Here is a 24,665-nt window from a genome sequence, read left to right as displayed (position 1 = left end):
TCTAACTTATAATTAACCATAGGTTGTCTCCGTTTTTATATCTTTTAGGATTAATCTTTTTCATAACGATTTTCTCCTCTTCTGTAAATCCGCTTGCTCTAACTACCAGCTTTATATTATCAAAAAAAAAAACAATATTTTATCCATACTAAAATAAACCCCTTGTATGGACTTATCCTAAATTTGGAAAATTAAGCTGTCTAAGAGCTTCAAACAAAACAATATTTGCTGAATTGGCTAAATTTAAACTTCTCTTTATCGAAGTAATCATTGGAATTTTTACACAATGTTCTAAATCGTTGAAAAGTATATCTTCAGGTATACCTCTTGTCTCTGGTCCAAACATTATAAAGTCTTCATCTTTATACTCTACATCTGTATACAATTGCTCTGTTTTTGTAGTTCCATAATATACAGTTGCATTTGGATTTTTTTCTAAAAACTCATCGTAATTTTTGTAAACTGTTATGTCTACTAATGGCCAATAATCAAGTCCCGCTCTCTTTACCATTTTATCGCTTATATCAAATGCCAATGGCTCAATTAAATGTAACCTTGTATTTGTAAGTGCACAAGTTCTTGCTATCGCACCAGTGTTATGTGGTATTTCCGGTTCATATAAAACTATATTTAACATCAATTTCCTCCTAAAATATTTTCCGCTGCCTTTATCCCATCTATTGCAGAAGATACTATCCCGCCAGAATAGCCACTACCTTCTCCAATGACATACAAATTATCAATCCCTATGGATTTTAAATTTTCATCTCTTAACATTCTAACCGGAGATGAGCTTCTCGTTTCAGCTGCTGATAAAACAGAATCTTCTGAGTCAAATCCCTTTAATCTCCTGCCCATATAAGCAGTAGCTCTTATGATCATCTCTTCTATCTCTCTTGGATAGATGTTTCTAAGATTAGATTTTACATAGTTCTCTGCGCTAGGTTTAATCTCTCCAAATTCAGATGTCTCTACATCCTTAATGAAGTCTCCAAGTCTTTGAACGGGAACTTTTCCCTTTCCAAGCGCATAAGTTTTAGATTCAATTTCTCTTTGAAATCTCATTCCGTCTAATACATCTGTTCCAAAAGTATTTTTATCAATTGTTACAATTAGCGCTGAATTTGAATTTTCTCCATCTCTACTGTGATAGCTCATTCCGTTTATACAAGTTCTATCCAACTCACTCGAACCATCTACAACATATCCTCCAGGACACATACAGAATGTATACGCGCTCTTTCCAAGTTCTTTATCATTATAACTCAACTGATAACTAGCTGCCGGCAGTTTATCTTTTACCTTGTACTGAGCAAAATCTACATCTTCTCTCTTGTGCTCAATTCTAAAACCAACGGCAAATGGTTTATTCTCCATCTCTATTTTTTTAGATAATAACTCAAATGCTTCTCTCGAAGAATTTCCAAGTGCCAAAACATATCTATCAGCTTTTATCTCATTTCCATTTACAGTTATATTTTCAACTCTATCTTCGATTTTTAAATCTTCAAACTTGTGTGAGAAATAATACTCTCCACCATTTTTTATAATCTTTTCTCTCATAGAAACTATTACACTCTGTAAAATATCCGTTCCTATGTGTGGTTTTGAGTCGTACATTATTTCTTCCGGTGCTCCGTGAAACTTAAATATCTTTAAAACTTCTCTTACTCTTTTGTCTTTAGATCTAGCCGTAAGTTTTCCGTCCGAAAAAGTTCCAGCTCCTCCCTCTCCAAATTGAATATTTGAATTTATATTTAATTTTCCCGTTTTCAAATAGTTCTCTATGGATTCCATTCTCTTTTCAACCGGCTCACCTTGTTCATAAATTCTTACCTTAACTCCGTACTGACTTAATATATATGCACAGAATAAACCTGCCGGTCCGCTTCCAACTATCGCCACTTCCTTTGGCGGATTCTTCACGCCGATTTCAAAGTTTTCCTCTTCATAATACTGAGCACCCTTTATCTTATCCATTTCAGACTGAGGCATATCTACATCAATTAAAACTTGAAAGTTATAGCTTATTCCCTTTCTCGCATCTATTGATTTTCTATATATTTCCCAATCAAATTTATCTCGTCTTAAAATCTTCTTTAACTTTTGCTGTAGCTTTTTAGTATCATCTGTCGGCATAGTTATATTTTTTATAATAATCATAAAATCTCCAAAAAAATAGTAGCTTTCGCTACTACTTTATAATCTATTTAACTTTTTATAAATACATTTTATAGCGATTTCTTATAAATCTCAAGTACATCTTGAGTATTTAAATCTTGGAAACCATTTATAACTCCGCCGCAGTGCTTGATTGTGTTCTCTGCCATCTCTTCAAGGTGTTCTTCGCCTATTCCAACTTCCTTTAAAGTCATTGGAATTCCTATCCCAACAAAGAAATCATGTAGAGCATCTATTCCCTTTTTAGCAGCTTCCATATCATCATCTCCAAGCACTCCAAAAACTTCTCTTGCAAATCTTGCTACCTTTTTCTTTGTATCTTCATTCAAAACGTGTTCTAACCATCTTGGAGTGAGTATGGCAAGTCCAACCCCGTGAGTTATGTCATAGTATGCTGATAGCTCATGCTCCATAGCATGCACGCTCCAATCAGTATCTTTTCCAGTTTCCAACAATCCATTAATAGCCCATGTGTTTGACCACATCAAATTAGCTCTGGCTTCGTAATCAGTTGGATTTTCTATAGCTGTTTTAGCATATTTAACACAAGTTTTTAAAACCCCTTCCGCAAAACTATCTTGCAAATAGCATTCATCATAAGTTGTAAAATAGTTTTCCATTGTGTGGCTCATTATATCTGCAACCCCGGCAGCAGTATGCCATTTATTTACAGAATAAGTGTGCTCCGGATTCAAAATAGAAAACTTAGGTCTTGCAAATTCACTACCCCATGCCAACTTTTCCTTTGTCTCAAGATTGGTTATTACAGAACCCGCATCCATCTCTGAACCTGTGGCAGAAAGTGTTAGCACAACTCCCAAAGGTAAAGCTTCTTCTACTTTATGATTTTTTATCACTATGTCCCATGCATCCGCATCAGTTAGAGCTGCTGCAGCTATAAGTTTAGAACAGTCTACAACCGATCCTCCACCAACTGCCAAAACAAAATCCAACCCATGCTTTTTGGCTAATCTCGCTCCCTCTCTTGCAGAGTCAACTCTTGGGTTAGGTTCTATTCCATCTAATTCCACAAACTCAATATTTTCTTCTCTAAGTATATTCACAACATTGTCATAAATTCCATTTTTCTTAATACTGCCCCCACCATAAGTGAGCAATACCTTTGAACCATACTTCTTTATTTCTTTACCTAAACTCTTTAATTCTTCTCTTCCAAATAGTATCTTTGTTGGATTATAAAAAATAAAATCTTTCATAAATTAACTCCTTTTCGATTAATTCCACTAATACAATTATGCCCCTAAAGTGACAATTTAAACTGTCGCTTTAAGGGCATTGTTTTATTTATTTAGTTTTTCTAAAGCTTCCCACAGACCATTTAAATATGTCAGTCCTAAAGCTCTATCATATAAGCCGTATCCAGATCTACCTTTTTCTCCCCAAATCATTCTTCCGTGGTCAGGTCTAATATATCCATCAAATCCTGTGTTGTGGAATGCTTTCATTATCTCAAACATATCCAAACTTCCCGCAGAAGTTAAGTGTGAAGATTCATAGAAGTTTCTCTCTCCTAAGAATTTGATGTTTCTCACGTGAGCACATCCAATTTTATTTCTCTTTCCAAATTCTCTTATAATCTCCGGCAGATTATTATTAGGATCAGAACCTAAAGAACCTGTGCATAGACAAAGTGTATTTGACGGAGAGTCAACCAAATTAACTATCTTTTCCAATTGTTCCGGAGTGTGAGTTATTCTAGGTATACCAAACACCGGCCAAGCTGGATCATCTGGGTGAACTGCCATCTTAACTCCACACTCAGCAACATTTCTTATTGATTGCTTATAGTTTTCGATATATTGATCTCTAGTATCTAATCCCATCTTAATATCTTCATGCACATTGATACTTTCTATAACTTCAACTTCCAAGCCCGCAGCATTAACCTTTTCTACAAAGGCTTTGAATATTTCTTTATCCCATACCTCTCCAGCTTTGAAATCATCCATCATAGCCATAATTCCAGAACAACCAGGAATTTGTCTTATATATTCTAATGATATTGGATCAGAATTTCCATACCATCTAAAAGTCATTTTCATATTCAGTCACCTACAAATACTTTTTAAGAGTGCTTCTAATTGCTCCCTTTCCTTACAACATTTCTTCCAAGTAGCCACATGAATTAAATTTATTAAGCTAAGTGTTGCAATAATTATTGCAAATCAACGAATATTGAATATTGAATATTGAATATTGAATATTGAATTTTTAATTTTTATTTTTAACTCTCTCCCTAAAATCAGTTGGGTTAGTATTATAAAATTTTTTAAAATTCCTATTATATGTCCTACTGTTGTCGTAACCAACTTCTTTGGATATTTCTGTGATAGGTTTGTCAGTATCAATTAACATTTGTACCGATTTGTTTACCCTTACATAATTTAAAAAACAGTTGAAATTCTTCTCCACAAGAAACTTTAAATGATAATTCACATCTAATGCACTTATTCCAAATTTATGAGATACATCTTTTATGTTGAGGTCCAAATCATAATTGTTATAGATATAATCAACAACCTTGTATGAAACAGGACTTTCCTTAATCTTACAAATCGTATTCACCTTTTTATAAGTTTTCTTATATTCACTGATATTTATATCTGCTTTTGAGTTAAACACTTTTGATACATAAGATGAATCTGCATATCTTAAAAAAGTTGAAATTTCATCTAAAGTCATATCCGTATAAAGCAGGAAGTTTTGTATTCTCGCAATTTTCATTTGAAAAACTAAATCTGAATAGTTATAACCCGTCATTTTCATTATGTAGCTGCTTATACTCGAAGGACTCATAAAAAATATTTTAGAAAGCTCTTTTAAAGTTATGTTTTGTCTTAAATTCATGTATATATATTGGATTATGTGGCTATAATTTTCTTCACTATCCAATTCTTTTTTGGTCTTTTGCTTATTCTCTCTTAAAAAGAGAGATATAAGCTCTAAAATTTGTGAGCTGACATACACTCCAGTAAAATTATTTTTAGGCTTAACTTGAAAGTTTAATGACTCTGTTCCCAATTCATCTTTTAGTTTTTCAAAAATGTTAATTACCTGTTCAAATTTTTCATCATCACATTTCACAACATTACTAACTGATATTAGTTTAATCAGATTTATATCTTCATTATAAAAATTCATATGTATTTTTATAAGCTCGTTGAACAATTCAAAATTGAAAACAACCAAACTATACACCAAGGGCTTTTCTACTTTTATTATTTTTGTGTACTGGTATGGCACGATACAAACAAGAGAGTTCTTCTCGACATCATATATTCTGCCTTGGATGTTGATTTCTGCCTTGCCATCAAGTATTATCCAAAACCTTGATTGTTGATGTAAAATTGCATCTGTAGGTTCCGAAGCAAGTTCCACATCACAAGAGCATATTGAAGTCACATCGTATGGTGAACATTGATTTGTTTGTAGTAAAAATTTTTCATCAAAAGACTTGCTCATTTTATCACATCCTCGGATATCTAATTACAGATTTTATATAATAATCTTATATTTTATCGAATAAAATACAAGACAATTTATACTGACTATTATGTAAAATTCACATAAGAATTCAATTCTATTGATATTAATTATACATTTTGTTATTCTCAATTTAAAGATTAAGCTTAGTCCAACACAAAATTTAAAATATTGAGAGGAGAGATTTAATTGAAAATTAAAACTAAATATATCGACTTAGAAACTATGTCCAACTACATAAAAGAAGTTGGTGTTGAATCTATTATGGAAAAACTTATTCCATATTTAGAAGAAGACTATGGCAATTGGGAAGATTTTGCTAAAATCCCTAGACCTACACACCATTCTCCTGTTGGCGTAAATGAATTAATGCCTGTAGGTAATCAGGAAACGTTTACTTGTAAGTATGTAAATGGTCATCCGGACAATCCTAAAAATAATCTGCTTACTGTTGTGGCTATAGGTTTATTAGCTGAAGTTTCAAGTGGATATCCTCTTCTTTTGTGTGAAATGACTTTGCTTACAGCTATAAGAACTGCAACTAACTCAGTTATGGCTGCAAAATATTTAGCAAAAGAAAATCCTAAAAAGATGGCTCTTATAGGTAATGGATGTCAAAGTGATTTCCAAGCTATAGCTTTCCATAAGCTACTAGGCATAGAAGAAATAAATTGTTATGACGTTGATGAAGCTGCAACTGATAGACTTATATCTAACCTTTCTAAATACACAGATTTGAAAGTGACTAAGTGTAGCAGCACAAAAGAAGCTTGTAAGGGTGTTGATATAGTAACAACTGTTACAGCAGATAAGAAGTTCTCAATTATACTTACAAAAGATATGATTGAACCTGGAATGCATATAAACTGCGTTGGTGGAGATTGCCCAGGAAAGACAGAATTAGAATCTGATATTCTATTTATGGGAGATGTTTATGTAGAATTTGAACCTCAAAGCAGAATCGAAGGCGAAATCCAACACATGGCAGATGACTTTAAGGTAACTGAAATTGCTGAAGTTATAAAATCTCAAAAACGTATCGATAGAAAAGAAGATGATATCACAATCTTTGACTCAGTTGGATTTGCGCTTGAAGATTTCTCAATCTTAAGATTGATTTATCAATTAGCTAAAGACAACAACATTGGTACTGAAGAAGTTTTAGTTCCACTTATTGACAATCCTAAAGACCTATATAGCTTAATTAAATAATTATATTAATATTGTTAATGCATAAATTTGCTCACTATTTGCTAATTTAAATAATAGTTGTAAATTTACTTTTCTGTAAAAATAGTTTAAAGGTAGTATCTCAGCCTATTCTCACTGAGACACTACCTTTATTTTTATTATAATTTTAATCTTCTATTGTTGCTACAAGTTGACCGCTTACTACACTTTCCCCTTCTTTAGTCAAAATCTCTCTGACTTTACCATTTTGTGTAGCAATTATATTTGTTTCCATCTTCATAGCCTCTACCACCATCAATGGTTGAGATTCTTTTACGATATCTCCTGGTTTAACTAATATTTTAACTATTGTACCAGGTATTGAGGAGCCAACTTCTGATTTATTTTCTTCATCTGCAAGTCTAACCTCTTCTGCTTTTACACTTAAACTTGATCTCTTTGTCTTGTCTTCAATTTCTATTGAACGACGTAATCCATTTATTTCAAATGTTAAACTACGCTTTCCATCTTCTTTTATCTTTCCAACTTCAACAAGAGTTACTATTAAATTCTTGCCGTCATCAACAGAAATTTCAGCTGTCTCTCCTTCCATTAATCCATGGAAAAATACATCTGAACCCATTCTCCAAAGTTGTTCATATTCATCAAAGTTCTTAGCATATTCTTCAAACACTTTAGGATATAGAGAATAAGATATTAAATCTTTTTCAGTTGGTTCTCTTCTTAGTATCTTCTTTAACTCTTCCCTATCTTTTTCGTAATCTTCGTCTTCTAATAAAAGACCTGGCCTTACAGTAATTGCCTCTTCATCTTTTAAAACCATCTTTTGTAGTTTTTCAGGGAATCCTCCATAAGGTTGTCCCATCATTCCCTTGAAATAAGTCACCACTGAATCTGGATAGTCTAAATTAGCTCCTTTTTCATAAATATTTTCCGGAGTTAAGTTGTTTTGAACCATAAAGATTGACATGTCGCCTACCATTTTTGAAGACGGAGTAACTTTTATAATATCTCCAACCATTTGGTTTACTTCTCTATACATTTCTTTAACTTCATTAAACTTATGTCCCAAGCCAAAACTTTCAACTTGTGGCTTTAAGTTTGAATATTGTCCACCCGGAATTTCGTATTTATAAATTTCAGTAGTGCCACTCTTTAGTCCAGATTCAAAATTTGAATACACCGGTCTTACAGCTGACCAATAGTTTGAGATTTCATTTACTCTGTCAAGACTTATCCCTGTACTTCTATTTGTATTTTCAAGAGCTGCCACAACAGAGTTTAGAGCTGGTTGAGAAGTTAAACCACTCATCGAATCTATCGCAGTATCAACTATATCTACACCAGTTTCAGCAGCCATCAAAATTGTAGCCACTCCATTACCAGTTGTATCATGTGTATGCAAGTGAATTGGAATTGAAATTTCATTCTTTAATGCCTTTATAAGTTTTCTAGCTGCATAAGGTTTTAAAAGGCCACTCATATCTTTTATTCCAAGTATATGACAACCAGTTTTTTCAATTTCTTTTGCCAAATCAACATAGTATTTTAAAGAATATTTGTCACGGCTTTCGTCTAATATATCACCTGTATAGCACATGGTTCCTTCGGCAAGTTTCCCAGTTGCAAGAGTTTCGTCTATTGCAAGTCTCATTCCATCTAACCAGTTAAGTGAGTCGAAGATACGGAACACATCCACTCCTGTCTCAGCTGACTCTCTGATAAATTTCTTAACCACATTGTCTGGATAGTTTTTATATCCAACTGTATTGTTCCCACGAATCAACATTTGCATCAACAAATTTGGCATTTTTTCACGTAAAAGCTCCAATCTCTTCCATGGATCTTCATGTAAAAATCTATAAGCGACATCAAAAGTTGCTCCGCCCCACATTTCAACACTAAACAATTCTTTCATGTTGTAGTTTGTAGCTTCTGCAATCTTTAACATATCCTTAGTTCTCATCTTAGTTGCCATTAAAGATTGATGTGCATCTCTCATTGTAGTATCAGTTAACAACAGTCTATCTTGCGCCAATATCCAATCAGATAATTTTTTTGCACCTAATTTATCAAGAAGTTGTTTTGTTCCTTCAATTGATTTCACTTCAAACTTAGGAACTACAGGCACATCAAAAGTATTTTTATCAAGAGTATTCTTATCATTTACTACAATGTTCCCAATATAATTCATTAAATGAAGTTCTGCATCAGACTTTGGCTTTATATCGAAAAGCTCTGGGTGGTCAGAAATAAAACCTGTGTCGCAACTTCCGTCTTTAAACTCTGCTGTATTTAAAACATTCAGTAAAAATCCTATATTTGTTTTTACTCCGCCCACTTTTAACTCTCTGATAGAACGAATTGCCTTATTTACAGTGTCGTTCCAACTTCTGCCATGAGTAATTACTTTTACAAGTAGCGAATCATAATATGGACTTATTACAGCGCCTTGGAATCCATTACCTCCATCAAGTCTTACCCCAAATCCAGAACTTGACCTATATAAAGTTATTTGTCCAGTGTCTGGAGCAAAATTGTTTAGTGGGTCTTCAGTTGTCACACGACATTGAATTGCATATCCACTTGACTTAATATCTTTTTGACTCTTGATATCTATTTCTTCGCTGTTAAGTGCATATCCTTGAGCTACTAAGATTTGTGCTTGAATTATATCAATCCCTGTAACCATTTCAGTGACAGTGTGCTCAACTTGTATTCTTGGATTAACCTCTATAAAGTAATGGTTGTGATTTTTATCTACCAAAAACTCAACAGTGCCCGCAGATCTATATCCTAAACTCTTAGTTATCTTAAGGGCATCTTCACAAATTCTATTTCTCAAATCTTCTGGAAGTGAAAAAGCTGGAGTGTACTCAATTACTTTTTGGTGTCTTCTTTGAATAGAACAATCTCTTTCATATAAATGGACTATATTTCCATATAAGTCTCCTAAGACTTGTACTTCTATATGTTTAGGTCTTTCTAAATATTTTTCTATAAACATTGAATCATTTCCAAATGCCTTTTTAGCTTCACTCTTAGCCGCATGGAATTTATTTAAAAGCTCTTCCTCATTGTTTACAACACGCATACCTCTTCCGCCACCGCCAGCAGCCGCCTTTATCATAACAGGATAACCTGCTTTTTTAGCAAACTCCATAGCTTCAGCATCAGATTTTATAGGCGAATCCACGCCCAGTATAGTTTCCACTCCCGCTTCATGCGCTACTATCTTAGAAGAAATTTTATCTCCTAACCTTTGCATTATTTCAGGAGTCGGCCCTATGAAAGTGATGCCCGCTTCTTCACATTTTTGTGCGAACTCAGGATTTTCAGATAAAAATCCATATCCCGGATGTATGGCATCCACTCCTTTGTTAAGAGCAAGTTTTATTATTTCATCTATATCTAAATATGCATCTACTGGAGATTTGTTTTTACCTATTAAATAAGCTTCGTCCGCTTTCGTTCTAAATAAAGAAAGACTATCCTCTTGTGAATATATTGCTACCGAACGAATTCCCAACTCTCTACAAGCTCTAAAAACACGGATTGCAATTTCTCCACGATTGGCAACGAGTATACGCTTGAACTTTTTAATTTCCATCTTCTCCCCCTGCAATTATATCATTAAAACTATTTTTATTATAACTTTTTATCTATTGTACATCTTTTTTAAGATTATTTAAAGCCTAATTGAATTAAAAATAAATTTATACTATTATTTGAAGATTTGATAGTTTTTTATTCAAATCGAGCACATGTAATCTTTTAGACTATACTATTTCTATGTGATTTTACGCATGATAATTTATCATAACAAGTGCAACATAAATAAACTCATAGCTAATCAGCTGTGTTAATATGTAAGTGACCAAACAAAACATATTAAAAGGAGTGATTAACTATGAGCTATAACCATCTTACCATAGAAGAAAGATCTTGTATTTACCAATTTTTAAATTTAGGAATGAGTATAAGGAAAATTGCACAAGCACTTAAAAGGTCACCTAGTACAATATCTAGAGAAATTAAAAGAAATTCATCTAAGATAAAAGTTAGTAGGGGAAGTTACACTAAGTACTTTCCGATAAAGGCAAATGATAAATATATTGATAGAAGAAAAGACTGCCATAGAAAAAGTAAATTTTCTAAAGATGTTATTGATTATTTAACTGTAAAGATTAACGAACATTGGTCCCCTGAACAAATATCAAATAGAAACACAAATGAGATTCATGAATTACCATCTACATCAACGATATATAGAATGATACACGCCAAAAAGCTGCCAAAAACTAGTATGAAAAATTTGAGAAGAAAAGCTAAATTTAAAAGGCCAGCAGAAAAAAGAGGAAAATTCAATGATAAAGGTAGAACAATTAAGAAAAGACCTAAAGAGATATACAGAAGGCAAGAATTAGGCCACTGGGAAGCAGATACAGTGGAATCAGGCAGATTAGATCATAAAAGGAAAAGTAGATGTTGTTTCGTAACTTTAGCAGAAAGAAAATCTAGATATTATATAGCAATCCTAGTTGAAAATAGAAAGTCGGAAAGCGTAACACCAGCAATAATAAATGCATTAAAAGATTATCCAAAAGAATTAGTAAAAACAATAACCTTTGATAGAGGTAAAGAATTTTCAGAATTTGAGAAAATAGAAAAAGAATTAGGATGCAAAACTTATTTTTGTGATCCCTATTGTGCATGGCAAAAAGGTACAAATGAAAATAGTAACGGACTTTTGAGGGAGTTTTATCCTAAGGGTATGGATTTATCAGAAGTGAATATTGATGAATTAAATTATAACTTAAGTTTAATGAATAATAGACCTAGAAAATGTATAAAATATAAAACACCTAAAGAAGAACTTTTTGGTCTCTTACCATAGGTGTTGCATTTGATTTGACAATTCGTCGCATAAAAAAAGAACATAACGGTATATGCTCTTTTCTAAAATATTATGATTGATTTTGACTATGTTAGAGTACAGTTCTGTGTGGATTCAAGTTCCGCTTCCGACACCAATAAATTTTATACATTATTTCTAAACAAATAATCATGTATAGAATATTGCTTTAATTAAAAATACTTTACAACATAACTTATTAAAAAGAGAACGTTCACTATCATATATATGTAGCTAAGTATGGTATATGTTCTAGTTGGTATGTTCTTTTTGAAATACAAAAATAGCATAAAAAAATTGTTAGTAACGTTATTATAGGAAAAACTTTATTCATCTTCAAATTACCTCAAAATACTTTAGTTTGACTCTCATTGGAAATTACATCATTCTCAAACTAAGACGCATCTTATATTGTATTTACAAGGTTGATGAAAGTCAAGTAAAAGCCTTGTAACCCTCTTGGCTTAAAGGTGGTGGTAAAATTGGATAAGAAAGAAGAAAAAGAAAAACCCCACAATGCTGAGTACTTAGAGTTAATAACTGCAATTATTAACTTACTTACAACACTTGTGGAGCTAATCAAAATCTTCAAAGGGTTAGGCTTTTAGCCTTTCTCTAATTCTTATCTATATTTTAACAGACAAAGGAGGTAAACACAATAGAAAAAGAATGCAAAAGCACAGAATCTCAAAGAAAAGCTTCCGCTAAATGGAGCAGTGAAAATAAAGATAAAAAATATCTAAGATACAAGAGTGTTCGACTCTCATTGGAAATTACATCATTCTCAAACTTATCATTCTTCGTCAGCTTCACTGAAAAAAATCTATAATTGCAAGTGACTCTTCATCACTTGAAGCTCTTATATTATCATCTTCCATGATAATATATCTATACAATCCTTCGCAACAAAATTCTTATAAATATATTAAATTATATATCTTAGCTCCTTTATGTTCCCTAGATATTGTACTGTTTTATATCCTAATTTTTCTACAAAATTTTGTATCTCTTTATCCATAATTTCACCTTCTTAAGCATTTTATTTACAATGTCATTATTGAAATTCAAATTTTAATTCCTAAAAGTTTAGTAACTTTCGCCCCCCATTTCAGACACTGTTGTTCTCAAACTTGCCGACTTAAAGTGTTATTTTGAATCTCATACTTACCTGTTTTCTCTTAGTATATATTAAAATCACATTAAGTTTTCATTTGAATAACATAATCTCAAACACATTTAACGGAGTATTATACGAAAGAAGAACAAATTTATATTTCACTTTGATTCTATTAAAACCTCAAATTGTTCCGGATCATATAAATAATCTTCTTCTGTATCATCAATTATCCTTATAAATCCGCTTTCATAACCTAGGGCTTCATATATTTTATTCTCTGTTAGGGATATTCCTTCGCTTTTCCCTAGATATTTAACTTTCATCCTCAAACACCCTTTGTATTTTTATTTCTTTCATATGACCATTTGCTTCATACCAATGTATTTCGGCTTTTAAGGTTTTTCCTTTGTATTTTATATTCGTCACTCCACTTACCTTTTGCCATCTTTTTTGATTTACATTTCACTTTGATTCTATTGAAACCGTATACCATCTGTCAACACCTTTATCCACATATTTATATTTACATTTCACTTTGATTCTATTGAAACTTGATAAAAATTCAGAGTTTGGTGTTAATACTGAAGAAATTTACATTTCACTTTGATTCTATTGAAACGCTATGTTGTAATACATCTTACCGTCTGGCAATCTATATTTACATTTCACTTTGATTCTATTGAAACTAGTACCATTTTATTATGAGGAGTGATGGAATGAACTATTTACATTTCACTTTGATTCTATTGAAACTAGCCATTCTCCCCCTTGTAGCAAGAGGTACGTCTGTATTTACATTTCACTTTGATTCTATTGAAACCGAAACAGATTTGCTACAAGGCTAAAAGACTGAATAGATTTACATTTCACTTTGATTCTATTGAAACTTGGCAAATTGTTGACAACTCCGCTCCATGAAGTTATTTACATTTCACTTTGATTCTATTGAAACCAAATAAGAATATAACATTGATACCTCTATACTCATATTTACATTTCACTTTGATTCTATTGAAACTTGAAACTAAATATATTATGTTTTCTTCTCCACTAGATTTACATTTCACTTTGATTCTATTGAAACACAGACTTTACAAACTGTTTCATTTCGTCATTTTCTTTAATTTACATTTCACTTTGATTCTATTGAAACTGAAATCTCTGAAACGCTTAAATCTCTTATTGTTCTTGAATTTACATTTCACTTTGATTCTATTGAAACGTGATGTAAAAAATGTATCATACGCAAAACCTAAAGTATTTACATTTCACTTTGATTCTATTGAAACGCAACAGGTTTTGAATTGACACTTGAAGCATTACCTGAATTTACATTTCACTTTGATTCTATTGAAACCTTTCCAGCGTTGACATGTCTGTTTCAATTCCCTGCATTTACATTTCACTTTGATTCTATTGAAACTCTGAATTGACATTAAAAGAAGTTGATAGAGTAGATGATTTACATTTCACTTTGATTCTATTGAAACTTAGAATCGATAATTCTTTTAAGTTCTTTACCTTGATATTTACATTTCACTTTGATTCTATTGAAACTGTTTTAATAAATCAGACATAGATTTTTTTGAATATATTTACATTTCACTTTGATTCTATTGAAACAAGCTGCTTTTAAAGATGTGTTAGGAAGTTTGGCTATATTTACATTTCACTTTGATTCTATTGAAACTTTTAACTCACTATTAATTAAATGCACAAAAAAACAATTTACATTTCACTTTGATTCTATTGAAACTCTTTTAACTCATACATATAGATACTATCGTCTAAATTTACATTTCACTTTGATTCTATTGAAACCGTAAAAGGACAGTTCCCAAGAAGTGGCGGTAGTGCGATTTACATTTCACTTTGATTCTATTGAAACTTCAAAAATTGACAGGACTTCCTGTAGAAATTTGTTAGATTTACATTTCACTTTGATTCTATTGAAACCGATAGAAAACTTGAGATACTTGAAGAACTTGTTGAAGATTTACATTTCACTTTGATTCTATTGAAACGTAAACTTTAAGCTATTTGAAAAGCAAATAAACGGATTTACATTTCACTTTGATTCTATTGAAACTTTGAAATGTATATGAAACTACAAGATGCTATCAAATTTACATTTCACTTTGATTCTATTGAAACATAGAAGCATACCCATCATTTTTGGATTCTGATATTCTATTTACATTTCACTTTGATTCTATTGAAACTGAATTGTTCCATATTTCCACTCCTTTTCTCTAAAAAAATTTACATTTCACTTTGATTCTATTGAAACCCATTAGATGATTGACTAGCTAAGCCATAAGTTGTATATTTACATTTCACTTTGATTCTATTGAAACCTTACATCAGAATCAATACAGCCGTCAAAAGCATGATTTACATTTCACTTTGATTCTATTGAAACATTATAGTCTCAACACTTTTAGTACAGTAATGCCAAATTTACATTTCACTTTGATTCTATTGAAACTGCATATGGAGACATAACCCCTTTAGCTGTAGGGCAGAATTTACATTTCACTTTGATTCTATTGAAACTAAGTGTTGCCCTTGCAGTCTTAGCCGCGACGATTGGGATTTACATTTCACTTTGATTCTATTGAAACATACACTCTTATTAAACATTTACTTTGTCTACTTCCAATTTACATTTCACTTTGATTCTATTGAAACATACGATATTAATTTGAATATGAATCCTAAATTAGCATTTACATTTCACTTTGATTCTATTGAAACCGTAAACCTCACATCCAAAAGCCCTGGTAAAAAGAATATTTACATTTCACTTTGATTCTATTGAAACTTGTTCTTTGATAAATCCAATACATTTATTAAAACTATATTTACATTTCACTTTGATTCTATTGAAACTATACTGATTATGAAATAGAAAATGGTAGATATATATTTACATTTCACTTTGATTCTATTGAAACCATGTTCTTTAGTATAAAGTCTTTGATAGTCTAACAAATTTACATTTCACTTTGATTCTATTGAAACACAACGGCGAAAAAAATGGATATTACTATGTGTATAAATTTACATTTCACTTTGATTCTATTGAAACCACCTTTGTATTCTTTAATAGCTGTATAAATCTCTGATTTACATTTCACTTTGATTCTATTGAAACCTCGATGTTATATTAGCTATTGCGCTGGCTCCGGCAGATTTACATTTCACTTTGATTCTATTGAAACTCAACAAGTATAACGATCATGCTATGATGTATATATTTACATTTCACTTTGATTCTATTGAAACCGCCAAAACACAATTACAGTTACAGTTGATGATGGGAAATTTACATTTCACTTTGATTCTATTGAAACTATATTCCACACCAAACAACCTTAAAGCATCTCTCTGTATTTACATTTCACTTTGATTCTATTGAAACAGAAACTCACTTAATGGCACAGTAGTCATTTTTTTCATATTTACATTTCACTTTGATTCTATTGAAACGATGATATGATTCAATATGAAAAAGTAATGCCAAATATGATTTACATTTCACTTTGATTCTATTGAAACTGAAACAAGAGAAAAAGATATAGAAACAGCAATTGACGGATTTACATTTCACTTTGATTCTATTGAAACACAAGTTATCAGCTGGAACTAATGTTGAAATAACAAGATTTACATTTCACTTTGATTCTATTGAAACCTCTCTGTCTTTATATTATATCTCGCCCTGTCAAAAATATTTACATTTCACTTTGATTCTATTGAAACTAAAGCTTTGCTCGTCTGCTACAACTACGATGCGACATTTACATTTCACTTTGATTCTATTGAAACGCAATTAATGTTGAACCGCTGCCACCAAACAAATCAATTTACATTTCACTTTGATTCTATTGAAACGGCCGCATTACTTTTTTCTAAATTGCCGATTAATCGGCATTTACATTTCACTTTGATTCTATTGAAACAGCTCCATCATATAGCAAATCCTATTTAATTGTTCACATTTACATTTCACTTTGATTCTATTGAAACTAGCGAAGTTGAGTTGATAAATACTGCTATCGTAAAATTTACATTTCACTTTGATTCTATTGAAACAATTTTAACGGGGTTAAACGTGGAGCTATTTGGTTTGAATTTACATTTCACTTTGATTCTATTGAAACCTATATAATGAAATCATGTTCATGTTAGCAAAAGCAATATTTACATTTCACTTTGATTCTATTGAAACTATAATTCAAAAACTGAAATAAAAGAAAATATTAAAATTTACATTTCACTTTGATTCTATTGAAACCAGTTCATTAAAAAAACCTCCTTAATTGTATTTTAACGATTTACATTTCACTTTGATTCTATTGAAACTACAAACGGGGGAGTTCAACAAGCGGATTTCATAAACATTTACATTTCACTTTGATTCTATTGAAACATAGCCTTTTTGTCTCTCATTCTGTTGGCGCAGAGATTTACATTTCACTTTGATTCTATTGAAACCCTACGATTAGATTTTCTTCGTCTGTCCAAACCTCAATTTACATTTCACTTTGATTCTATTGAAACTTTGCCGAACACAGTTAACAGCATTGCTCCGTTTTCTTATTTACATTTCACTTTGATTCTATTGAAACATCAAATTTAAAGTAGCTCTATCCATTAGCGCTCTTGTATTTACATTTCACTTTGATTCTATTGAAACAATATTCCACTTTATAAGACAAATTTAACTGGAATAAAATTTACATTTCACTTTGATTCTATTGAAACAAATATTCTTCTTTGATATTAATTTTTTTATCATATTCATTTACATTTCACTTTGATTCTATTGAAACGGATGAGCTTACTCAAATGCATAAAGAAAGCATAGATTTACATTTCACTTTGATTCTATTGAAACGTAGAGTACAAATTTAAGGGAACACATGAGTTTATAGAATTTACATTTCACTTTGATTCTATTGAAACTATATTGGAGCTATGAGACTTGATTCATGTAAAGAATATTTACATTTCACTTTGATTCTATTGAAACGTGCTCTGTCTCTCTTTTATGAAAATCAAAATTTTGATTTACATTTCACTTTGATTCTATTGAAACTTCTTCCCTAAATCCTCTTTCGTGAACACTCGATACTTATTTACATTTCACTTTGATTCTATTGAAACTTTATTATGAGCTTCTTTGCGAAAAAGTTGGAACTGTATTTACATTTCACTTTGATTCTATTGAAACTCTTCACCCCCTTGTTATAAAATTGCAATAAAAAAGAGATTTACATTTCACTTTGATTCTATTGAAACAGTAAAGTTACCTACGGCGAGAAAATAGTTATTCCGATTTACATTTCACTTTGATTCTATTGAAACGCTATAGCTGTAGATAATAATGGTAATATATATAGATTTACATTTCACTTTGATTCTATTGAAACTTTATAGTGGATTTTGTAAAAGGTAACATCTACTCAATTTACATTTCACTTTGATTCTATTGAAACAATCGCCGACCTAATATCAACTATGACAATATATTTAAATTTACATTTCACTTTGATTCTATTGAAACTCTAATTTTTTTAACTTAACTGTTTTCTCTTGTTTTTATTTACATTTCACTTTGATTCTATTGAAACATATTTAGATACTCTTGATTTTGTTCTAATCTCTTATTTACATTTCACTTTGATTCTATTGAAACAAATTAAGACGTTCGCAACTTGTGCTATCTTTTAATAGATTTACATTTCACTTTGATTCTATTGAAACGGAGATAACTAAAGATGTTATTGTTTATGCTGTTGAACCATTTACATTTCACTTTGATTCTATTGAAACACCTTGTTTCTGATTTCCAAGTTCAATTGTAGATTCATTTACATTTCACTTTGATTCTATTGAAACAAAGTGTTGAATTGAGAAACTGGCAGACTAGCTATAGATTTACATTTCACTTTGATTCTATTGAAACAAAGTAAAGAGTGGGACGAAGTATCAACCCACAGAGATATTTACATTTCACTTTGATTCTATTGAAACACAAATTCAAATAGCTTTTGTATATCCTCACTAGGTATATTTACATTTCACTTTGATTCTATTGAAACGCAATAACTGTATGCCCGTTATTTTTACCTTGAGTTTTATTTACATTTCACTTTGATTCTATTGAAACCTAACAGCTAAAGTTGATATTGAAAGAGAAACTATACCAATTTACATTTCACTTTGATTCTATTGAAACCTAACAGCTAAAGTTGATATTGAAAGAGAAACTATACCAATTTACATTTCACTTTGATTCTATTGAAACAAAGTGTTGAATTGAGAAACTGGCAGACTAGCTATAGATTTACATTTCACTTTGATTCTATTGAAACTCATATCTGACAAAAGGTCAAACTTTATGGGCAAAAGAATTTACATTTCACTTTGATTCTATTGAAACAAAACAAGCACAAGAACAAGCTAAACAAGCATTAGCGGAATTTACATTTCACTTTGATTCTATTGAAACTAGCGAAGTAACAAACATATACGGCGATAACGGAGTATTTACATTTCACTTTGATTCTATTGAAACAGGAGTGAGTGTTGAAAGCGTATTAAACGGAATTGTGCTATTTACATTTCACTTTGATTCTATTGAAACTTTAACCCGTATGTCCATACATTTTTTTCAATGTAATTTACATTTCACTTTGATTCTATTGAAACAAAACAACAAGCTCCGGCGGTGGTGATTATACATCAACATTTACATTTCACTTTGATTCTATTGAAACGAAAAGGAGTGAAAATATGGAACAATTCATAAATAATTATTTACATTTCACTTTGATTCTATTGAAACAGAACAAGCGATGCTCAACTGAAAGCATCAAAAGCTTATTTACATTTCACTTTGATTCTATTGAAACCTTATTTAAAAGAGCATAGTTGCGAAGCAGTGCTCTTATTTACATTTCACTTTGATTCTATTGAAACATTTTGATTCGTTGATAATTCCGCAACAATATTACGTATTTACATTTCACTTTGATTCTATTGAAACAAGCTGTCTTAGCATGTGCTAGAAGCTCCCTAAGATTTACATTTCACTTTGATTCTATTGAAACTGCCTGTCTGTAAATGCAATTTTACCAAAATCTTGAAATTTACATTTCACTTTGATTCTATTGAAACTAAAAGAATATATACAGCTTAAAGAAAATGAAACTATAATTTACATTTCACTTTGATTCTATTGAAACAACAAGCTACTAGAGAAGAGATTCTTGCTACATATCCAATTTACATTTCACTTTGATTCTATTGAAACGCATTAAATCCATGTCTGTTCCTCCTAAAAATGAAAATTTACATTTCACTTTGATTCTATTGAAACTAAAGAGTGGGACGAAATATCAACACACAGAGATATTTACATTTCACTTTGATTCTATTGAAACTACTTCTTATATTAAATTTTCCAATATTAAATCTATTATTTACATTTCACTTTGATTCTATTGAAACCTTTAGTGCATTTATATAAACTCCCCAAGGATCTTTATTTACATTTCACTTTGATTCTATTGAAACTTAGATTCACTAATAAAACATAGCTTGGACAAGTATTTACATTTCACTTTGATTCTATTGAAACGGATTCAAGCTGAAGCTTCCTGTCATTTTGAAATGATTTACATTTCACTTTGATTCTATTGAAACATTCTTCAAATGCCAACTCATCTCTTGTGAAGATGCTATTTACATTTCACTTTGATTCTATTGAAACTTTTACAAGCTATAGAAATAGCTTTCTCTTGATGTGAATTTACATTTCACTTTGATTCTATTGAAACATTTGGGACGGTTTAACAACAGTATTTCAATTTGTTATTTACATTTCACTTTGATTCTATTGAAACTAAAAACACGAACAATAAACAACCCTGATGGCTCTATAATTTACATTTCACTTTGATTCTATTGAAACAACAGAAAAGTTGAGTTTGACACAAACTGCCCGACTTGATTTACATTTCACTTTGATTCTATTGAAACATTCTTCAAATGCCAACTCATCTCTTGTGAAGATGCTATTTACATTTCACTTTGATTCTATTGAAACTTTTACAAGCTATAGAAATAGCTTTCTCTTGATGTGAATTTACATTTCACTTTGATTCTATTGAAACAAAAGTGCGATATTTGGAGCAGCTATAGTCTTTATCTTATTTACATTTCACTTTGATTCTATTGAAACTTAACTTAATTTATGAAAGAATTCAATTTCAAACTTACATTTACATTTCACTTTGATTCTATTGAAACACAACATATTAAAGGAATTTAATAAACATATTGAAAGATTTACATTTCACTTTGATTCTATTGAAACTAGAAAAATAAAATTTCATATAACAAAAAAGACTAGGGATTTACATTTCACTTTGATTCTATTGAAACAACCTGTCTGCGAACCATCTTGAAAAATTATCTTGTATTTACATTTCACTTTGATTCTATTGAAACAGCTATGCACTAGATAGCGTATTCTCTCCTAAAGCGTATTTACATTTCACTTTGATTCTATTGAAACTAACAATGAGCTGTTTTTAAAATTCGCACCCATTAACTATTTACATTTCACTTTGATTCTATTGAAACTAACAATGAGCTGTTTTTAAAATTCGCACCCATTAACTATTTACATTTCACTTTGATTCTATTGAAACAATTCATTAAAAAAACCTCCTTAATTGTATTTTAACGATTTACATTTCACTTTGATTCTATTGAAACATGCTGGAGCTAATGCTAAAAATCATAAAAACTATGTATTTACATTTCACTTTGATTCTATTGAAACCAGCAAGGCCTGTAAGGAGTTTTTAAGGTCTGGAACGAATTTACATTTCACTTTGATTCTATTGAAACAGATTTTTAAAAAGCTTTGTAGACAGAGAGGTTAAAGATTTACATTTCACTTTGATTCTATTGAAACAATTCATTAAAAAAACCTCCTTAATTGTATTTTAACGATTTACATTTCACTTTGATTCTATTGAAACCGATTTTTACTTTTCCGCTTTCTTCGTCATAAAAATATTTACATTTCACTTTGATTCTATTGAAACGTCCAGCAACTTATTTAAAAGAGCCACTAGTTCCTGAATTTACATTTCACTTTGATTCTATTGAAACATAAGAGACATTACCTCGCTTTAATAGATGGCCACAAATTTACATTTCACTTTGATTCTATTGAAACTAAATCTATCATCTTGGGATTTAACAAAAGACTTCGAAATTTACATTTCACTTTGATTCTATTGAAACCCTGCTGTACATCAATCAAATCAGCAGGAATAATCCAATTTACATTTCACTTTGATTCTATTGAAACAACTCTTTGATACAGATTCACAGCTTCTGTATCATTATTTACATTTCACTTTGATTCTATTGAAACCAAGATTTTTAAAAAGCTTTGTAGACAGAGAGGTTAAAGATTTACATTTCACTTTGATTCTATTGAAACCGAATTGGTATAATACTCTTTTTCTATCTTGAAATCATTTACATTTCACTTTGATTCTATTGAAACGGTAAATTTTGCGAAATCTAAGCTAAAAAACTTTGAATTTACATTTCACTTTGATTCTATTGAAACAAATGTTGAAAAACGCATTGAAATAAGCAATTTAAAATTTACATTTCACTTTGATTCTATTGAAACTCATTTTCTAATTTCTTGTTTACCTCTTCTTCAACATTTACATTTCACTTTGATTCTATTGAAACACGTACAAATTTACAGTAGTAAATACAATGCTTTAAATGTACTATTTTGTCGATGAATAATTTTATAAAAAAATATTGTCATCTTTACAATATATTTTTGTCAATATATATTATAACGCTAGTATCTAAGTCAATTTATATATACTGTCGATACCTATACATTATAACATAATTCCACATCGACATATCAAATAAATTGAGATGTTGCATCATCCACTACTCCTAAGAAGTCTTTTTTCAACCATTTTGAATTATTACTATGAAATACTATCACTGAATCTCTATCTTTTCTTATATTTCTCGAAAGTTCTTTTTGTAATTTGACATATTGCAGTTCTCCAAGTTCTCCTTCAAAAACAGATTTTTGAATATGTGTAAGATACTTTTTGCAAATCTTAAAAGTATTTCGTGAAACTTTAGCTCCACCTTCATCTAAAGTAATATCATAAACTAAGATTATATACATATTACCACCATATTTTAAATCCTTTGTATTCTTTTTCACCTGTAAAATGCTTTATAAGTTTATATGCTTCTAGTCTCATAAGGTATCTATATGACACATTCTTGTTCAATTCTTTGTGCTTTATAGTTTTCTTAAGGCGTTCATCATACTCTTTTACAATTTTCAGTCTAGCATTGTCTTTTATATATAAAAAGTTTGACTCCTCTTCAAAATCACTTTCTGTAATTATATTTTTATTCAATAATTTAAAAATCATCCTGTCAGCAATCAAAGGCTTAAAAATCTCAGCTATATCCAAAGATAATGAATATCTCTTTTCCCCTGGTACATGCAAATAACTGATTGTAGGATTTAATTGAGTCTTGTATATTTCTGACAAAACGCTAGTATATACCAATGTGTTTATAAAAGATATTAAGGAATTAATCATATTATCCGGGGGTCTTTTAACTCTTTTTTCAAAGTTAATATCTTGCTTTATTATTTTATTCCATGTTGAATAATAATACTTTCGTATATTACCTTCTATCCCCATCAATTCTTCAACACTGTCTACTGTATTAATTTTTGTACGCAAAAATTTTATTTCAGAAATTTCTTCATCTAAATCAATACCTCTTTCTCTATAATACCTTAAATTTCGATATATATTGAATGAACCAGCCTCTATAAATTCTTTAGCAAGTTTTAACCTGCAATCTGGATAGATAAAATGTTCAGCTTGTCTTATAAGCGTATAACCACTTAAATTTTTTGTTCTTGGTAAAAATGAACCCGAATAAAATCCATAGTAATTAAAGAAATGAATAGCAATATTATAACTTGCAGCATGATTTAGAAATTTAGTTGTTAATGTTTCTTCACCAAAGATATATAAATTAGATATTACTTCTATAGGTATATCTTTTTTTATATTATCTTCGGTAATAATTGTAATAGTATTATCTTTTCTTTTAATCTCACCATTTTGAAAAATATAGTAATCATTTTGCATATTATCACCTCATATATAACAATATTCAAAATAAGCACACTTTGAACATATTTTTCTCTCTGTTAAATTAGGTGCTTTTTCAGAATTAATTATTAAATCTATGTCTACCATAACTCTTCTTAAATAGGTTATATCTTCTTTACTTAATTCTATTATTTCTCTACTCCTAAGTAATGGAAAATCAATAATTCCTTTTTCTACCTCTAAACCTTTTTCCTGTAAAATCATCATATAATATTTGGTTTGCCATATAGAAGCTTCTTCTATTGTTTTTGATTTTTTAACTTCATGCACAATTTTCCAATCTTTTAAAAAATCGATGTTTATGGATTCATCTATTAAGATGTGTTTTTTCTCTCTGTCATACGATGTCTCATCGAGTAATTTTCCCATTCCGACAATTTCACTGTTTTGTTCCATGTTTAAATCATGAGCAAAATACCATAATTTTCTTTTACAAACATGATAGTAGTAAACCATCAGTCCTGTAACCCGCTTCATT

13 protein-coding genes and 1 CRISPR repeat array are annotated in these 24,665 nt (G+C 30.4%); of the genes, 3 read left to right on the top strand and 10 right to left on the bottom strand.

Annotated features, from left to right (window positions below; all coding sequences use genetic code 11):
• Positions 1-172: 172 nt before the first annotated feature.
• The 5 genes from B8869_RS11305 to B8869_RS11285 form a co-directional block, all read right to left on the bottom strand.
• Complete coding sequence (locus tag B8869_RS11305) at positions 173-637, bottom strand: tRNA (cytidine(34)-2'-O)-methyltransferase (RefSeq protein ID WP_084231697.1); 465 nt, start codon at positions 635-637, stop codon at positions 173-175.
• Complete coding sequence (locus tag B8869_RS11300; RefSeq protein ID WP_084231696.1) at positions 637-2,163, bottom strand: NAD(P)/FAD-dependent oxidoreductase; 1,527 nt, start codon at positions 2,161-2,163, stop codon at positions 637-639. Before B8869_RS11300 ends, B8869_RS11305 begins: the two co-directional genes overlap by 1 nt.
• Positions 2,164-2,231: 68 nt before the next feature.
• Positions 2,232-3,398 (bottom strand): iron-containing alcohol dehydrogenase, encoded by a 1,167-nt coding sequence (locus tag B8869_RS11295; RefSeq protein WP_084231695.1) that lies wholly within the window; start codon positions 3,396-3,398, stop codon positions 2,232-2,234.
• A gap of 84 nt (positions 3,399-3,482) precedes the next feature.
• Positions 3,483-4,244 (bottom strand): mannonate dehydratase, encoded by a 762-nt coding sequence (locus tag B8869_RS11290; RefSeq protein WP_084231694.1) that lies wholly within the window; start codon positions 4,242-4,244, stop codon positions 3,483-3,485.
• Between the two features lie 169 nt (positions 4,245-4,413).
• Positions 4,414-5,664: a helix-turn-helix domain-containing protein gene (locus tag B8869_RS11285; protein ID WP_084231693.1), complete on the bottom strand. Its 1,251-nt coding sequence runs from the start codon at positions 5,662-5,664 to the stop codon at positions 4,414-4,416.
• 210 nt (positions 5,665-5,874) lie between these two features.
• Here B8869_RS11285 and B8869_RS11280 point away from each other — a divergent pair, with 210 nt between their 5' ends.
• Positions 5,875-6,897 (top strand): ornithine cyclodeaminase, encoded by a 1,023-nt coding sequence (locus B8869_RS11280; protein WP_084231692.1) that lies wholly within the window; start codon positions 5,875-5,877, stop codon positions 6,895-6,897.
• Between the two features lie 145 nt (positions 6,898-7,042).
• Here the strand turns inward: B8869_RS11280 and B8869_RS11275 are convergent, their stop codons facing one another.
• Complete coding sequence (locus B8869_RS11275) at positions 7,043-10,480, bottom strand: pyruvate carboxylase (protein ID WP_084231711.1); 3,438 nt, start codon at positions 10,478-10,480, stop codon at positions 7,043-7,045.
• A gap of 306 nt (positions 10,481-10,786) precedes the next feature.
• Here B8869_RS11275 and B8869_RS11270 point away from each other — a divergent pair, with 306 nt between their 5' ends.
• Positions 10,787-11,773 (top strand): IS30 family transposase, encoded by a 987-nt coding sequence (locus B8869_RS11270; protein ID WP_084229742.1) that lies wholly within the window; start codon positions 10,787-10,789, stop codon positions 11,771-11,773.
• Between the two features lie 500 nt (positions 11,774-12,273).
• On the top strand, positions 12,274-12,399 hold the full coding sequence (locus tag B8869_RS12270; RefSeq protein ID WP_268802079.1) for a hypothetical protein: 126 nt from the start codon (positions 12,274-12,276) through the stop codon (positions 12,397-12,399).
• 667 nt (positions 12,400-13,066) lie between these two features.
• On the opposite strand, the gene B8869_RS11825 is transcribed toward B8869_RS12270, so the two are convergent.
• From B8869_RS11825 to cas4, 4 genes are all read right to left on the bottom strand, one after another.
• Positions 13,067-13,231 (bottom strand): hypothetical protein, encoded by a 165-nt coding sequence (locus tag B8869_RS11825; RefSeq protein ID WP_200806011.1) that lies wholly within the window; start codon positions 13,229-13,231, stop codon positions 13,067-13,069.
• Between the two features lie 130 nt (positions 13,232-13,361).
• Positions 13,362-22,703: a CRISPR direct-repeat array (repeat unit 30 nt; unit sequence ATTTACATTTCACTTTGATTCTATTGAAAC).
• Positions 22,704-22,890: 187 nt separating this feature from the next.
• The gene (cas2, locus tag B8869_RS11265) at positions 22,891-23,169 is read right to left on the bottom strand and encodes a CRISPR-associated endonuclease Cas2 (RefSeq protein WP_084231691.1); all 279 of its coding nucleotides are present in this window, start codon (positions 23,167-23,169) and stop codon (positions 22,891-22,893) included.
• A gap of 1 nt (position 23,170) precedes the next feature.
• Positions 23,171-24,163 (bottom strand): type I-B CRISPR-associated endonuclease Cas1b, encoded by a 993-nt coding sequence (gene cas1b, locus B8869_RS11260; protein WP_084231690.1) that lies wholly within the window; start codon positions 24,161-24,163, stop codon positions 23,171-23,173.
• A 9-nt stretch (positions 24,164-24,172) separates the two neighbouring features.
• Entirely contained in the window at positions 24,173-24,664 is a 492-nt protein-coding gene (cas4, locus tag B8869_RS11255) for a CRISPR-associated protein Cas4 (protein WP_084231689.1), read from the bottom strand.
• Between the last annotated feature and the right edge of the window lies 1 nt (position 24,665).

Origin of the sequence: Peptoniphilus asaccharolyticus DSM 20463 (genome assembly GCF_900176115.1) — a bacterium.
GTDB lineage: Bacteria > Bacillota > Clostridia > Tissierellales > Peptoniphilaceae > Peptoniphilus > Peptoniphilus asaccharolyticus.
This window is presented reverse-complemented; position numbering and strand designations above follow the sequence as displayed.